Source organism: Pontibacter pamirensis (assembly GCF_010015475.1).
In the GTDB taxonomy this organism is placed as follows: Bacteria; Bacteroidota; Bacteroidia; order Cytophagales; family Hymenobacteraceae; genus Pontibacter; species Pontibacter pamirensis.
Map to the genome: position 1 here is coordinate 73,006 of NZ_SSNI01000001.1, position 13,734 is coordinate 86,739.

General features: G+C 42.2%; 12 protein-coding genes, 2 tRNA genes and 1 pseudogene. 2 read left to right on the forward strand and 13 right to left on the reverse strand.

Features of this window, described 5'->3' with window-relative positions; translation table 11 throughout:
- Nucleotides 1-204: 204 nt before the first annotated feature.
- Both E1919_RS01015 and E1919_RS01020 read left to right on the forward strand, forming a co-directional pair.
- Nucleotides 205-277, forward strand: a tRNA-Gly gene (locus tag E1919_RS01015).
- 86 nt (nucleotides 278-363) lie between these two features.
- Nucleotides 364-447, forward strand: a tRNA-Leu gene (locus tag E1919_RS01020).
- A 170-nt stretch (nucleotides 448-617) separates the two neighbouring features.
- Here the strand turns inward: E1919_RS01020 and E1919_RS01025 are convergent.
- The 13 genes and pseudogenes from E1919_RS01025 to mreC all read right to left on the reverse strand — a co-directional run bounded on the left by E1919_RS01025 (nucleotide 618) and on the right by mreC (nucleotide 13,725).
- Nucleotides 618-1,868 carry a hypothetical protein gene (locus E1919_RS01025; RefSeq protein ID WP_162051495.1) on the reverse strand — a complete coding sequence of 417 codons (1,251 nt, stop codon included), beginning with the start codon at nucleotides 1,866-1,868 and terminating at the stop codon, nucleotides 618-620.
- Between the two features lie 403 nt (nucleotides 1,869-2,271).
- Nucleotides 2,272-3,051, reverse strand: a complete 780-nt coding sequence (locus E1919_RS01030) for a phage/plasmid replication domain-containing protein (RefSeq protein WP_162051496.1) — start codon at nucleotides 3,049-3,051, stop codon at nucleotides 2,272-2,274.
- A 187-nt stretch (nucleotides 3,052-3,238) separates the two neighbouring features.
- Nucleotides 3,239-3,772 (reverse strand): hypothetical protein, encoded by a 534-nt coding sequence (locus tag E1919_RS01035; protein WP_162051497.1) that lies wholly within the window; start codon nucleotides 3,770-3,772, stop codon nucleotides 3,239-3,241.
- The gene (locus tag E1919_RS01040; protein ID WP_237143935.1) at nucleotides 3,769-4,110 is read right to left on the reverse strand and encodes a helix-turn-helix domain-containing protein; all 342 of its coding nucleotides are present in this window, start codon (nucleotides 4,108-4,110) and stop codon (nucleotides 3,769-3,771) included. The genes E1919_RS01035 and E1919_RS01040 overlap by 4 nt, the downstream gene beginning before the upstream one ends.
- Before the next feature lie 89 nt (nucleotides 4,111-4,199).
- Entirely contained in the window at nucleotides 4,200-5,060 is an 861-nt protein-coding gene (locus E1919_RS01045) for a hypothetical protein (RefSeq protein ID WP_162051498.1), read from the reverse strand.
- Between the two features lie 22 nt (nucleotides 5,061-5,082).
- Entirely contained in the window at nucleotides 5,083-6,171 is a 1,089-nt protein-coding gene (locus E1919_RS01050) for a site-specific integrase (RefSeq protein WP_162051499.1), read from the reverse strand.
- 433 nt (nucleotides 6,172-6,604) lie between these two features.
- Nucleotides 6,605-7,078, reverse strand: coding sequence for a hypothetical protein (locus tag E1919_RS01055; RefSeq protein ID WP_162051500.1), 474 nt, complete (start codon nucleotides 7,076-7,078; stop codon nucleotides 6,605-6,607).
- 76 nt (nucleotides 7,079-7,154) lie between these two features.
- Nucleotides 7,155-7,878 (reverse strand): annotated as a pseudogene (locus E1919_RS28245) (transposase).
- Nucleotides 7,879-8,475: 597 nt separating this feature from the next.
- Nucleotides 8,476-8,700 (reverse strand): hypothetical protein, encoded by a 225-nt coding sequence (locus E1919_RS01065; protein WP_162051502.1) that lies wholly within the window; start codon nucleotides 8,698-8,700, stop codon nucleotides 8,476-8,478.
- Between the two features lie 476 nt (nucleotides 8,701-9,176).
- Nucleotides 9,177-10,508, reverse strand: a complete 1,332-nt coding sequence (rodA, locus tag E1919_RS01070) for a rod shape-determining protein RodA (RefSeq protein WP_162051503.1) — start codon at nucleotides 10,506-10,508, stop codon at nucleotides 9,177-9,179.
- A gap of 4 nt (nucleotides 10,509-10,512) precedes the next feature.
- Nucleotides 10,513-12,339, reverse strand: a complete 1,827-nt coding sequence (mrdA, locus tag E1919_RS01075) for a penicillin-binding protein 2 (protein ID WP_162051504.1) — start codon at nucleotides 12,337-12,339, stop codon at nucleotides 10,513-10,515.
- Nucleotides 12,336-12,869: a hypothetical protein gene (locus E1919_RS01080; RefSeq protein ID WP_162051505.1), complete on the reverse strand. Its 534-nt coding sequence runs from the start codon at nucleotides 12,867-12,869 to the stop codon at nucleotides 12,336-12,338. Before E1919_RS01080 ends, mrdA begins: the two co-directional genes overlap by 4 nt.
- A complete protein-coding gene (gene mreC, locus E1919_RS01085) occupies nucleotides 12,859-13,725 on the reverse strand; it encodes a rod shape-determining protein MreC (RefSeq protein ID WP_162051506.1) in 867 nt (288 codons plus the stop codon). The genes E1919_RS01080 and mreC overlap by 11 nt, the downstream gene beginning before the upstream one ends.
- Between the last annotated feature and the right edge of the window lie 9 nt (nucleotides 13,726-13,734).

Genomic DNA, 13,734 nt, shown 5'->3' on the forward strand with positions numbered 1-13,734 from the left:
GCTATAGCTGAAGCAATCATGGCGGAATGATGTTTTTGATGTAAGGGAGCAGTAGAGGAGATGAAGTAATATGAAATTTTTCTCCCTGAAAATCAGCTGAAAGGGCAAGATGAGTAGAAAATTTTTACGGGAGCTATTGACAAGTCAGATTTTGTCTATATCTTTGCATCACTAAATCACTATGGCGGTTTAGGAAAAACAAAAGCGGGAGTAGCTCAGTTGGTAGAGCGCGACCTTGCCAAGGTCGAGGCCGCGGGTTCGAATCCCGTCTCCCGCTCAGGCAAAATTAAAAGCAAAGACGTTGTCATATAACAACGTCTTTGCTTTTTCAAGTCTACACTTCAGGAACCGCTCCTGAAGGTTGCCGGGATGGTGGAATTGGTAGACACGCAAGACTTAAAATCTTGTGGACGCAAGTCCGTGCGGGTTCGATTCCCGCTCCTGGTACTACATAAAAGCTATAAAGCCCTGTAAATCTAGTGTTTATAGGGCTTTTTTATTGTTCGAGTAACAAACTGGTAACAAATTTAAGTGTCATATTAGTTATGATTTAAATCTATCAGTTGGGCATCATAGCTAATAATGCAGTGGTTTTGCTGCAGGCTTACATTATTGAACTACCTGCCAGTACTTATCTTTAGCCAATCTATTGATTTTCTTGTTTCTGGATTCTTACTTAATATCCTTTCTTCTAATTCTCTTGATAGCAACATGCCATTTGGGTGGAACAAATGTGCATTGTTTGTGTTGGAGCACATGATTGGATTTATTTTGATATCCTGTCCTGTTTTCCGCTTTATATCATTTCTTGTCTTCTTCTGCCAAACTTGCCAACTGTAAGCCATCTTTGTCATTTTTTCCTGGTATAGCCTTGCATCATGTGTTTCAAGTTCCGTTGTCATAGCATAAGCGCTTAAAATTGGATTCCCTTGCCAGCTTATATCGCCTATAGTAACAATACTGTTAACAGGGTGTTCTTTTACTCCAATTGAACTAACATTGTCTCCCATGCCCTGCCTGTCAGGAATTGAATTGATTGCTATATTGTTTATTTCATCTCTCAAATCTCCTGAGGAATCTTGAAATTCTATCTTTGCCTGTACTGTATATGCTATATTAAATGACTGGGCTTTTTCTTCTATGATTTTAATTTTAGAGTCTGGTGTTCTTAAGTCAATAGCCAACATTCCTTCATTAGCCGAAAAAGGCCGGTAAAAATTGCTGTACATATTTATCATAAAAGGGTCTAACGTTTCCATTAGAGTGTTCACAACTGACAATGGTGCAGTAATTATCTTTCCAATAACTTCTACTGTTTTGTTAGTTACATTATCTATGTTAGTATGTGGGTCAACAAGGCAAGGAATAGGTCTATGGTTCTCATCAACTTTAAAGACTGTCAAAGGAGCACTCATGTCTTCTTTAGGATTGCTTATAGTTTCTAAAATAAGCCCCCCGCTACTTTGTGGATACAGCCAAATGATTCTTGCTGATGAATCATCAGTAAGCTTGATTTCATTTAGTTTTAAAGAGGGCACACTTAGTCTATGAGAAGTAAATGTAAGTTGGGAACCTGTGAAGCGTTTGTTGATACCTTTTATTGTTGTACTTACATCCTGTTCAGTTGTGCCCTTTGTGTTGAAGGGGGAATAAACTAAGAAGTTTGTGTTAGTTGAGTACCATGACAACTTTCCATGAAGCTTTATGTTAGAATTGGGCAATTGTTGAAAACCAAAATAGTTTTCAACTATGCTATGTATAGATGTTTCATTCAATAGTAAGTTAGATTTTTTTAGTTGAGTAAATCCATCTTTAAGTTTTGAGAAAATGTTAAAGATTGCACCAATTGCTTTGATCTCGGATAACATAGGTCCTATTGTTCGTTTATCTGCTTTGATATGTCCGTTTGCTTTATCAGCAGAAGTAAAGATGAAATCCTGCCTTGAGCTAAGCTAATATAGTGCATTCTAATAATTTTCAGTTGGCGTTACAAAATTGAAAGCCTTATCCTTAGTTTTTGTGCCCAAGAGAGGTGTTATTTTAGTCAATTTTTGTCCGCAAAATTCAGTATTAAATTGTGTCATCTTGCTATAGCTTTTGTTGTGGTAAAGCCTCATAGTAAGGTGTTTATAGCCTGCTTACACTGGGCTTTAAACTTAAAATTACTCTTTATTGATAGGAGTTTTTCGGTTTTAGAATTTGTTATGCTTTTCACCACACAGATACGACTTTAGTACCCTTAGTCGGACTAGTAAAGTTTGATGTTATAGGCTATCTGTAGTTTTCGCTTACTCTGGCAATTTTTCTGTTTAGTTCCTGTATCATCTCTGGTGTGTCAGTTGTAGTGTTGTTACTGCCTGATAGCTTTTTGATTTCACTTCTAAGTCTGGAGTAATATTCTGGCTTATCAAAAGTATTCTGTTCTTTCAGCAAGTCCACATGATGAAGGAAAGCATCTAGTCCTTTCTCCTGTATGGCTAGTGCTAAAACCTGTTTTAAATAATCTTTTGGTGACTTGATTTTAGTAGTATCCATCTTAACTAAAGAATTCTTTTGTATCGCCTGATATTCCTTAACTACGCGGTCTATCAGGCCCATATAGAAGCATTCTTCTGTTAAGGTATTGGGTGTTATAGCTGCAGTATTAAATTGCTTAGGCAGGCGCTGCATATAACATACCTCATATCTGAGCAAGTTCTTTCCTTGATATACATTAGGAATTAACACGCTTTTGCTTTTGCTTTCTGCTATTTTGTTGTAAAACTTTTTACTTCTTAAATTATTTTGATAGCTAATACTCTGTGGCTGTGTCAGCCGCTTATAATAGCTGCTTTGCCCTAAGTAAGGGAAGTAAAGTTCTGGCGTGTGCTGAGTAATTAGATTCATGCCTATATCTACCCTTGAAACGACTGCTCTTTGTATGGGTAGGTGCATAGTGTCAGCCAACTGCTCAAAGGCCCGCCTGCTGTCTGACCTGTTCAGTGTGTGCAGGTTACTTCCTAGGTAGAATTTAGCTAGACTACCTATTATGCTGATGCCATGTTCTGACATGGCTATCCTTAAATTACCAACATTGCCAGTAACATAAGTCTGCCCGGTATTCTGCTTAAAGGTTTCTGAAAGGTTAGTAAGAGCAGGCAGCCCGTCTTTGAAGTTACAGCCTGTCTGCTCTTGGCTTAAGAATAGCCTTATAGTATCATACATTGGTTTGACAAAAAATGTCAGTAGATACTACTTACTATGTAGCACTTTCATAGTCAAAGAAAGGCTTAGCCCGTTCCCTATGGCTGTGCAACTCCTTGTCTAAATCACCATCAATCAAACGTTGGTAGTAGGCATTTACTAGATTTCTGCCCTCCGGTATAACAAGAACTTCGATTGAGCTTATCTCTTTGTTTGTAATGAAAAGGTAACAGTCGTTTCTAAAGAAAAAGAGGGGATTGCTGTTGCCATTGCTAAGAAGCCTATTAGCGTTAGGGTATCCATAACCATACTCGGGAAAGTCTACATCTTCAATGTACAAGCTTGAAAGGTTTATTTTACCGTTGGTTAGGCTCCATTCAGCAAGTCGTTTTCTATTAGATTTGATAACTTCTCTGGCAGGAATTTTATAAATGAACATTTGGCCTTTTCCATTGACAAAATCTGTCAATCCTGTATAGCCTGAAGGGTTAGAATATGCAACGCAATCTAATCTTGCTTTGCTCTTGATGCTGTGCTGCGCTTTGAGTCTGGCTCGCAGTAACTCAAATCTAAAATATGCCTCTATCATCTCACACCTCCTATCTTTTTGAGAGTAATGTAAGTTGCGGCCTTTTCTTCTACACTTTCTTTATTTGAAGGCTTTGTGGGGTTTCTTTGTAGCCACTGGTCTACTTCTGTCTTATTGAAGTAGATGTGCTTGCCCTGGGGCTTAAAGTGCGGTATCTGAGCCGCTGAAGTAAGCTTATACAGGTAACTTTTAGATAAGCCTGTATAGCTTGCCGCCTCATCAAAATTTAATACTGTCTTTTGGGATAGGAGCAGAACCTCTATATTCCTTAACCTTTCCTCTAAATGCTGTAATTCCATTTCTAAATGTTTTAAGAGTTGTAGAAATGGATTGGCCAATCCTTATTGCGTTATAACATTGCAAAGATTGGAAAGAGAGGAAAGTATGTACTTTCACTTGTGGTATAAGTGAAGGTGAAGGTGAAGTATTAGGTGAAGGTGCTCACGAGGTCTTTTATAGCCCTTTGTTTATCTGTTGATAAGTTTATATCAATATTTTGCTTTAACTCTTTGAAGCTTGCAGTGAAAGGAGTGCCATCAGGCTTAAAAAAGCATGCTTTTAGCTTTTGGTAATCTACTCTCTTTCCGCTCGCTATATTTTGTGTGTCTTCTAGCTGTAAAATAAAGTAAAGCACTTCGCTAGCATTGTCACTATGCCACTTGATAGGCTTCAAGTTTTGAATAGGTAAGCCTGAGAAAATGGCTATAAATTGACTTAAATCAGATTCGTTATCAATGAATTTCCCCTTCATTTGTTGATAAAGGTTAGGTAATTCCTCATCTGATTTTCCTTGCCAAACATAGGATAACTTATTTTTCTTTTGAACAGGTTTTTCTTTCTTGATAGAATTACCTTCTCTCAGCTCTTGTTCTACTATTACTATGTATTCATCAAAAAACTCTTTATGCCTTTTATATGCAGCCTTGATAACAGTATCAGTTGTCCTTTCTCCAAAATTTTTGTAGCTTTTTAGTATCTGTAAATGTTGTCTTAGTTTGTTTTGCCTCAATAGACTGCTGGCAGTTTTGTTAGCATCTTCTAACCATGTTGAGGAACCCTTTGCAATAGCTTCAAATATGGTGGCTTTTTCCCAACTAGTAAATTCCTGAATAGCTTCGTTAAAGGTTTTATAAAATCGGGGATACTGTCTTTGGGCCTCATCAGGATATGAAACTACCCAAAGTATAAAGTCTTCAAAAGCAGGATCATCATCTTTTGGTATTTCTGTTAACTCCTTTTCTATTAGTTTTAAAGCCTCTTTCATCTTTGGGCTAATTTTCTTTGACATATCGAAACGCTAAAGGAAGGCTTTAGAAGGTTAGGTCAGGTAGGGCATTTACTGCCTGTACTTTGCGCTCGTCTGCAATGCTCAGATACTTCTGAGTATGCTTTATAGATGTGTGCCCTAACAATTGTGAAAGAGTTTTAACATCGTACCCTAACAGTAATATGTTGGTAGCAAAGGAATGTCTGGCACTGTGCCATGTGATGCGTTTATCTATACCTGCTCTGGTAGCCCAATTTTTTATAGTTTTAGCAGAGCCGTTGAAGGAAGGTAGGGGAAATACTAAATCATCTGGTTTACCCTTTTCACCTATAAGCTTTAAGGCAGTATTGTTAAGGCTAAGACGGTTTACTTCCTGAGTTTTGTTTTGCTTGATAACAAGTAATCCACTACTAATATGTTTCCACTTCAACTCTTTGATATCTCCAAACCTTAAACCTGTATTACAGGCAAATAAAAAGGCACGTTTGATGATGTCACTGCCACAATGGGTTTTTGCTAACAGGCTCACCTCATCTAAACTGAGTACTCCCTTGCTCATGCCCCCGCTTTTAAATTTCAGGTTTTCAGGCAGCGGGTTTTTGTTAAACAGGTTTTCTCTAATACCATGCTTTACTACTTTCCTAAAGCGATTAAAGTAGGTTAGTGGACCTTCTCCAGTATGGTTAGCTTCTAAGTAATCCTTATAGCCTATAATGAGGTTTTGGGTAAGGTCTTTACATAACAGCTTATCTTTACCGTGCCGCTCTTGCAGATAGGCTTTAAACTTCTTAAAGCTGGCATTCAGTACCCTGTTATCGGCTTTGGTGTAGTGATTTATATAAGCCTGATAAAACTTGAGAAAGTCTGTGTGGCTCAGGCTCTTTGATTGCAGGTCAAAAGTACCTACATGTACTTCTTCAATCCGCTTTGCTTTGATGCGCTGTGCAAGTTCTAAAGCCTCCTTGTTAGACTGTTTATCTAAGGCGTTTTTAGGTTTATCAATTAGATAGAGCTTTAAAAACTCATACTGCCTTTCCCCATCTTTGTAATAATCTAAGTACAGGCTAATATTGCCGTTCCTTAGCTTCTTCTCTCTAAGCCTTACAGCTTCTTTTGTGGTTTGCTTTTTCACTTGCTTTGCTGTTTGTTTCCTTTGTTATCCAATATAATAAAAGGAATTAAAGCGAGTAACAAACTGGTAACAAAAAGTAAGAAAATGTCTGCTAAGTAAGAGAAAATAAGGCAGTCGGGAAAAGTGAAAAAGTGGCTTTAAAGGCGTTTAAAGCTAATATTTGTTTACTATTGTTTTCCTATGTTTGCGGGTTGTGTACCCGCTCCTGGTACTATATCATATAAAAGCAATAGCAGTCAGTGTAGTTCCGCTGACTGCTATTGCTTTTTCTTTTCTACTGTTTTATATTTGCCTGAAATAGATAGTTGTCACCCTATTTTAAGGCGGTACAAAAGGAAGCAAAGGCCTTTTTTAACTAAGTAAAACGACTTCTACTTCCTTTGCTGTATGTATGGCTAATCAACAGTAAATAAGAACTGTAAAAAGCACTTTATTATTTATTCAAATCCCAGTCTTCGTATACTCCTGATTCAACATCGTGGCTGAAGATTTTAGTTAAATCTAGGTTTTCTCCTTTTTTAATTTCAAAGTAAGTGTAAGAATATGCAAGACTGCCTTTATTGGAAGATTTTGGTAGCAGCACGTTAGCGAAATATCTACCTGGTTGTATATGTTCTCTCATTCTAATGCCTATAGCTCCATATCTCATAGTTTGGAAAGACTTGGTTGTCTTATCATAAATAGAGCCAAAATGAATATCTGGTGATGCGTTTACATCAAACTCTCTGTTTTCAGCACTCCACACATGAATAATTGCTGATGTAGGTTCAACTGTTATTTCTCCTGTTGATGACTTCTTTTGTTTCATCACTTCTAAATTCATTGTTGTGGAAAGTACTGGTTCGTCTTTTTTGCATGAAGAAAGAAACAAAATAAATAGTAGCGGGAGTAGCAAGAGTTTATTCATAAGTAATTGTTTTGAGGGTGTATGTAATTATTTATAGGTTATATAATATTCAGCTGTTATACGCCTAAGTATTTTATTAGTTTAAAAAAATAATATGATATGAACTTGAGGACATGCCAATGCTTTCGGAAGGTTTAAACCTGATGTATTGCTGGTTTAGAAAGGTATAGGCGGTCAAACCGGAGGAAATAGCCTTCATCTTCTTCCTTGTCTTGACAGCCAGGTGCAGACCTTCATCCATCAATTTCTCAGTAGGAAAGAGAAGTATCCTTTGTCCCCGTAGCACTTGCCCTGCAGCAGACTTTCCAGACCTGGTAGTAGTTGTTGGCCGGGGTGGTGAGCAACCGCGCCAGTTCCCTGTGCTCGTTTGTAACCAAGTGAAATTTAAGGCTGTAGAGCCAGCCAATCGAAGAATTTGCCAAGCCAGCAATCCCTCAATGACCTTGTGTGAGTGTATCCTTAGGTTATCTCAAACGGCAGCTTTTCAGAGTCAATGTAGTAGTGGTTGGTTCTCGCAAAGAAATTAGTCCGGCACTGGGCCAGCAGGAAAATGAGGAAGCAGGGAAATGGCTGGCTAGGTAGAGGAACTGTGTGTAGAAGACGGCTCGGGGAAGGAAACTTTTTAGCTCCCCAAGCACCAGCCGCTCATAGTAGTACTCGAAGCTTTAGGGGTAGTAAAGCGTGAGGATGGTCAAAACTTCGCTCTCTGAAAGGAAGTGGTTGCGACCGGGAGAATGCTTTTTACTCAGTTTTTTAGCTGCAGGTGGAAAGTGAAAAGTTCTCAAGTTCACGCTGCACAGGAAACAGTATAAACGTGTTTACACCTGAAGTGCCCTTCAGGTTAACTCTGATGATAGTATGTATGTGAAATAGAGCAGCGAACCTGCCAGCATGATAGAGAGCATTGTCTTTGGTGTCATAGGTCAAGTCGATTTAGGTTAATTGTAAAGTGTTATAATGTTATAACTAGAAGGAGTAATTCCTGTTCTTTGTTTCAATAACATCTTGTAAAGCATAATGTTTGGAAATGCATTGTATTTATTAGAAACGAGATAGACTGAACTACTGTTTAGTAAAGCCTTCTACTTCAATCTAATATATGTTGTACTGACACAGTGAACACTATAGCGTATACTGCTATCAATTATTTGAAAAGTGACTGGGTGTGGGAAAAGGGGACAGTAATAAATTAATTATTTCTTGTCATCGACTGTCATAACCATTGATTACTGCCGTGTCAAAAAACAGGGCTGCAACTAAAATTTAATGAGCTGTATGTTAAAAAAGGCTTATATCGATTGATATGTTCAGCCCGCAGAGAACTCAACAAGAGGGCGGACAAGCAGCGCTAGGCCTAATCCCTGGACAAAGCACTGCACTTCCACAAGAAGCAGAGACTACTTTATTAATTCGTCCCTGTGGTGATAGGCATAACCAAAGATAAATGCTACTACAGCCAGGCTCCAGGCCGAGCATAAATAGTATATCTGCTTCAGGTAAGCCTGTTCCTCACGTATGCCCCAAACAACCAAGGCTATCATCAGGAGCGTCATGAAAAGAACTCTGAGTAAGTGTTCTTTGTCTCGGAGAAGGGTTTTAGAGAAGAAGATAAAGTCTTTCATGTTCCGTTCAATTCAATCTAAATAATAGGATAATTTACTATTTGGCAAAATTCGCAAAACTGCTTTTACTACTTATGTAAGTATAAGAAAAGCACAAAACAAACGCAAATCTTGAGCGGGAAAATACTAAACTATTTTTTAAGTATAACGTAAGGAGGTGAATCGGTGCAATACCGCCTGATAAATTTTATACTATTTGGAGAAGGAAGGTTCATGATTTTATGAGGCCCTCTGCATTAAATAGAAACCCATCGTCTGTTTCAACTTATCGTTCCTTACTTGATTTTCATTGCAAACAAAGTGCCACTCATTAGAGAGACTTTTGGATAGACGCTTCTTAAATAATATATAAGTGCCTCCAGCACTCCCCGGATGATGTGGCTTTTTTATATGCTGACTGTGGCGGCTGTGTGTTTTATAGTGAACAGAGGTCTTGCTTAGACATCTGCAGGAGACGCTATGGCCGTAACATTGCTTTACCGAGCTAAATCCTGGCTGCGATTGGCGTCGATGGCGATGAGGATGAACAGCAGAATAGTGAATGACCATAAAGAGGAACCTCCATAGCTGAAGAAGGGCAATGGAATACCCACCACGGGCGCCAACCCAATTGTCATGCCCACATTCACCAGAAAGTGAAAGAAGATGATAGAGGCCACGCAGTATCCGTAGGTGCGCCCGAACACGGACTTCTGACGTTCAGCAATCATGACGATGCGCGTCAGCAGGAACATGAACAGGCCAATCAGCACGGTGCTCCCCACCCAGCCCTGTTCTTCTCCAATTGTGCAGAAGATGAAATCTGTGCTTTGCTCCGGCACAAAGTCGAACTTAGTCTGTGTACCTTCCAGAAAGCCTTTGCCCCAGAAGCCGCCGGAACCGATCGCAATTTTAGACTGTGTCACATTCCAGCCGAAGCCAAGTGGATCTGCCTCCGGGTTAATCAGCGCCTTTATGCGGTTTTGCTGGTGTGGCTGCAAGACATTGTTCACGAAGAAGTCCACACTGAATATCATGCCCACCACAACAGCCCACAAGGCGATAATTGTCTTGTAGCGTTTCAGCAGGCGGTAATCGAGCCAGGTAGCCAGCGCCAGCAACACGGTTACACCCATAATGAGGTATATTTTGGGAATAAGCAACGTGAGGATAAAAATAGCGGCTGCGGAGCCCCCGATGATCAGTATCAGCGGCGAAATTCCTTCACGGAAATAAGCGAGTATAAAAGCGGCGAACACCAGTGCTGAACCCGTCTCGTTCTGCATGATAATAATTGCAGGAGGCAGCAAGGTAATGGCTGCCAGTTTCATCTGGTCTTTGAAGTTCTGCTGGCGGAGGTTAATCGTACTCAGGAACTTGGATACAGCCAGGGCTGTGGCAAATTTTGCTAACTCAGCGGGCTGCAGGCGTATGCCGCCTCCTAAATCAAGCCAGGACCTGGAGCCTGCAATAGGCTTGGCTACCACCAGCGTAATCAGCAGGAGCAGGATAATACCGCCGTAGATGGGGTAAGCCAGGTGCTCATAAACTTTGTAGTCTACCACCAGCAGCACAATGATGAGCAGTAAAGAAGCGCCAATCCACACCAACTGCTTACCGGAGTTAATGTCGAAGCTCATAATGTTCACCACGTTATCAGGGCTGTAGACAGCCGCATAGATGTTCATCCAGCCCAAACCTACTAACAGAAAGTATATCAGGACAGTCAGCCAGTCCATGTTCTGGAGCATACGGTTCCCGGTGGTGCGTCTGCCAGGGACAGGCGACATCACCCTGCTACTTCCAAGTACTTTCTGTTCTACCCCCATTGTTTTACTTCACATTTAAGTACTCCCTGCTCAGCACCCATTTCTCCATACTTTTTCTGGTAACAGAGTCTGTTAGATACTGCTCTATCATCAATCCGGCAATAGGAGCCGCTGATTGTGCACCAAAGCCTGCATTTTCTACATAAACCGCGATGGCTATTTTCGGATTGTCCTTAGGGGCGAACGCCACAAATACTGCGTGGTCTTTACCCTGAGGGTTTTCTGCTGTACCTGTTTTGCCACATACGGCAATACCCAGCTTCGACAGGTTTGCGTTTCTTCCTGTGCCCGATTCCACCACCGCCGCCATGCCATCCACAACAGGAGTGAAATGCTTCGCATCTACTGCAGTATAATTCTTTTTCTGGTATTCTGGCAGCGGTTTGCCTTTTTCTCCGATGGAGCGGATAATATGCGGGTTAATGTAATAGCCTCTGTTGGCAATGGTTGCCATAAAATTGGCCATCTGCAGCGGTGTAACACCCAATTCTCCTTGCCCGATGCTCAGGGAGTAGATGGTAGAAAATTTCCAGCGGTTCTCGCCATACACCCGGTTATACATATCCGTAGACGCTATGATGCCCTTTTTTTCGTTTGGCAAATCAATACCAAGTTCAGTTCCGAAACCAAAGGTCAGGATTTGCTCCCGCCAGTCAGCCAGGCCAAGGGCGGTGTCTTTATAAGTGTTTTTCGATTTTCCCTGGTTTAGAAGCGCCCTGAAAACCTGGTAAAAATACGGGTTACAGGATGTTTGTATGGCAATACTCAGGTTGCTGGGAGCCGCATGCGCGTGGGAGCACTTCACTAAACTCTGGTTGCAAGGGTAGCCTGTATTGGGTGTGATGACTCCTTCCTGTAAGGCCACCAGTGCCTGCGCCAGCTTAAAGATAGAGCCAGGAGGGTTGCTGCTTGCCATTATCGGGCGATTGAACATGGTCTTGTTCGAATCGGTTAGCAAAGTCATGTAGTTCTTGCCATAGTCTTTTCCGGTAAACAGGTTAGGATCGTAGAAGGGAGCCGACACATACGCCAGTACTTCTCCTGTGGCAGGCTCAATGGCCACAATACTGCCTTTTGCTCCGTTCATCAGGAACTCGCCATAAGCTTGCAGGTCCAGGTCAATGGTGCTGATGAGGTTCTCGCCGGCTACAGAGAGGGTGTCGTAGGCGCCGTCTTTAAACGAACCTTTCTCCACGCCCCGGACATTCACCATTTTATACTTCACACCCCGTTTGCCCATCAGGTACTGCTCGTACTCCAGCTCAATGCCGCTCTTGCCAATATAGTCGCCGGGGCGGTAGCCTCTGTAGGTGGAGTCTTCCAGCTGTTTCGGGCTGATCTCAGCAATATACCCTAGAGCGTGTGCCAGGCTCTGGTGTGGGTAGCCACGCGCTGTACGGGCATTGATGTAAAAGCCAGGGAAATCGATAAGGTTGTCCTGGATGCGGGCAAACTCTTCTGTGCTTAGCTTCTGGTAAAAAGCAGACGGCTGCACATAGGAGAAGGAGCGGGCCTTCTTCAGGCGCTCCCGCACATCCTCCAGGGGGAGATTTACCAATTCCACGAGGCGCAGCGTATCCAGCGCCTTTACCTCTTTCGGTATCACCATCAGGTCATAAACCGGCGTGTTCTGCACCAGCAGTTCCCCGTTGCGGTCATATATCAGGCCCCGGAAAGGATACTGGATAACAGATTTAATGGCATTGGTTTCGGCAGCCTGCTTATAGCTGCTGTCCACCACCTGTATGTAAAATAACCGGAGGGCAAAAAGGGCACCTACCAACAGGAAGATGCCTTGAATAATATACTTGCGGGTCTCTAAGTAGTTCATCTATAATCTATCCGCTCTCGTTTAGGCGAAAAGAACAGGAGTTGGAGGATTACCATCACTGTTGTAGTGAAAAGGGTGCTAGCCAGTATCTTACCTAATGTGTACAATGCCGTCTGGAAGTTGATTGTCTCCAGAAAAAACACCGCCGCATGATGGAACAATGTCAATGTAAAACAATAAGCCAGAAACCAACGCCACCCCATTACGCGAATATTAACAGAATCGCTCGCATCATAACCATCGCGCGGCGTTAGAAGGTTCAATACATGCGGCCTTAAAAATGCCAGTAGCACGCTGGCTGCTGCATGTATCCCCATGGTGTCATAAAACATGTCTACCGTAAAGCCTGTCAGGAAACCAAGAAAGAGCAGCCATACCCTGTTCATGTCGATGGGCAGGAACAGCAGAAAGGCGATGTAGATGAAGCAGAAGCCGGTGCTGAAGAGCACCAGGTTATCCATCAGCAGAATCTGTAATGCCACAAACAGTATAAACTGCAGGATGTTTCTTATGCCAAAGCTACTGTTCATCAATGATAATGCCTGCCTCCAGTTCTAAGTTTTCACGCTCTTCTTTTCTTGTGTTCTCCACCACGTACACGTAAGATAGCTGTGCAAAATCAACCGCCAGCTGTACCTCTATCGTGTAAAAGCTCTTGTCCTGCTCTTTCTCCACAGAGGTGATGGTGCCAACCAGGATGCCCTCCGGAAAAACAGTGTTGAAGCCACTTGTCACCACTGTGTCGCCTTCAGCAGGATTCACGTGCAGCGGAATGTAATCCAGCATAGCCCTGCGGTAGTCGCCGCCTGTCCACTTAATGGTGCCAAAGGTGTCGCTGCTCTTTATTTTGGCGGAAACCAGCATCTGCGAGTGCAGCACGGAAGTAACGGTAGCATAATCCCTTGACACTGTCTTGACGCGACCTACTACCCCGTCGGGAGATATAACGCCCATGCCTGGTCGTACGCCATCAGCAGCGCCAACAGAAAGTGTCAGGTAATTGTTCATGCGGCGCACAGAATTGTTGATGACCCTGCCGGCATGCAGGATGTAGGGTGCGGTCCGGCTTGTGTCAGTGGTGGCGTAGAAAGTGGAATCCAGCAGATTAGTGCTGTCGGAAAGCTGCTGCGTGCGGTAGCGCATCAACTCCTTCCGCAGTTCCGCATTTTCGTGCGCCAGCGAGTTGTTGACGGATGTTAGCCGGAAATAATCTGTTACTCCGCTCTGGTACTCCAGCACCTGCCCCACGTAGTTGTTTGCAGAGTTGAAGAAGGCGGCACCCTGGTATGTATTATAACGCACAATCAGGTACACGCACAGTATCTCCAGCAACACAAAAATGAGGAAAGCACGGAACCGGTAAATAAAAGCAAAAAGATTCCGCATGGGAGCCCT

Coding starts and splice junctions, on each gene's coding strand:
- E1919_RS01065 (WP_162051502.1), bottom strand. CDS start 8,700: ATGAAAGACTTTATCTTCTTCTCTAAAACCCTTCTCCGAGACAAAGAA.
- E1919_RS01045 (WP_162051498.1), bottom strand. CDS start 5,060: ATGTCAAAGAAAATTAGCCCAAAGATGAAAGAGGCTTTAAAACTAATA.
- E1919_RS01030 (WP_162051496.1), bottom strand. CDS start 3,051: ATGTCAGAACATGGCATCAGCATAATAGGTAGTCTAGCTAAATTCTAC.
- E1919_RS01025 (WP_162051495.1), bottom strand. CDS start 1,868: ATGTTATCCGAGATCAAAGCAATTGGTGCAATCTTTAACATTTTCTCA.
- rodA (WP_162051503.1), bottom strand. CDS start 10,508: ATGGGGGTAGAACAGAAAGTACTTGGAAGTAGCAGGGTGATGTCGCCT.
- E1919_RS01080 (WP_162051505.1), bottom strand. CDS start 12,869: ATGAACAGTAGCTTTGGCATAAGAAACATCCTGCAGTTTATACTGTTT.
- mreC (WP_162051506.1), bottom strand. CDS start 13,725: ATGCGGAATCTTTTTGCTTTTATTTACCGGTTCCGTGCTTTCCTCATT.
- mrdA (WP_162051504.1), bottom strand. CDS start 12,339: ATGAACTACTTAGAGACCCGCAAGTATATTATTCAAGGCATCTTCCTG.
- E1919_RS01035 (WP_162051497.1), bottom strand. CDS start 3,772: ATGATAGAGGCATATTTTAGATTTGAGTTACTGCGAGCCAGACTCAAA.
- E1919_RS01055 (WP_162051500.1), bottom strand. CDS start 7,078: ATGAATAAACTCTTGCTACTCCCGCTACTATTTATTTTGTTTCTTTCT.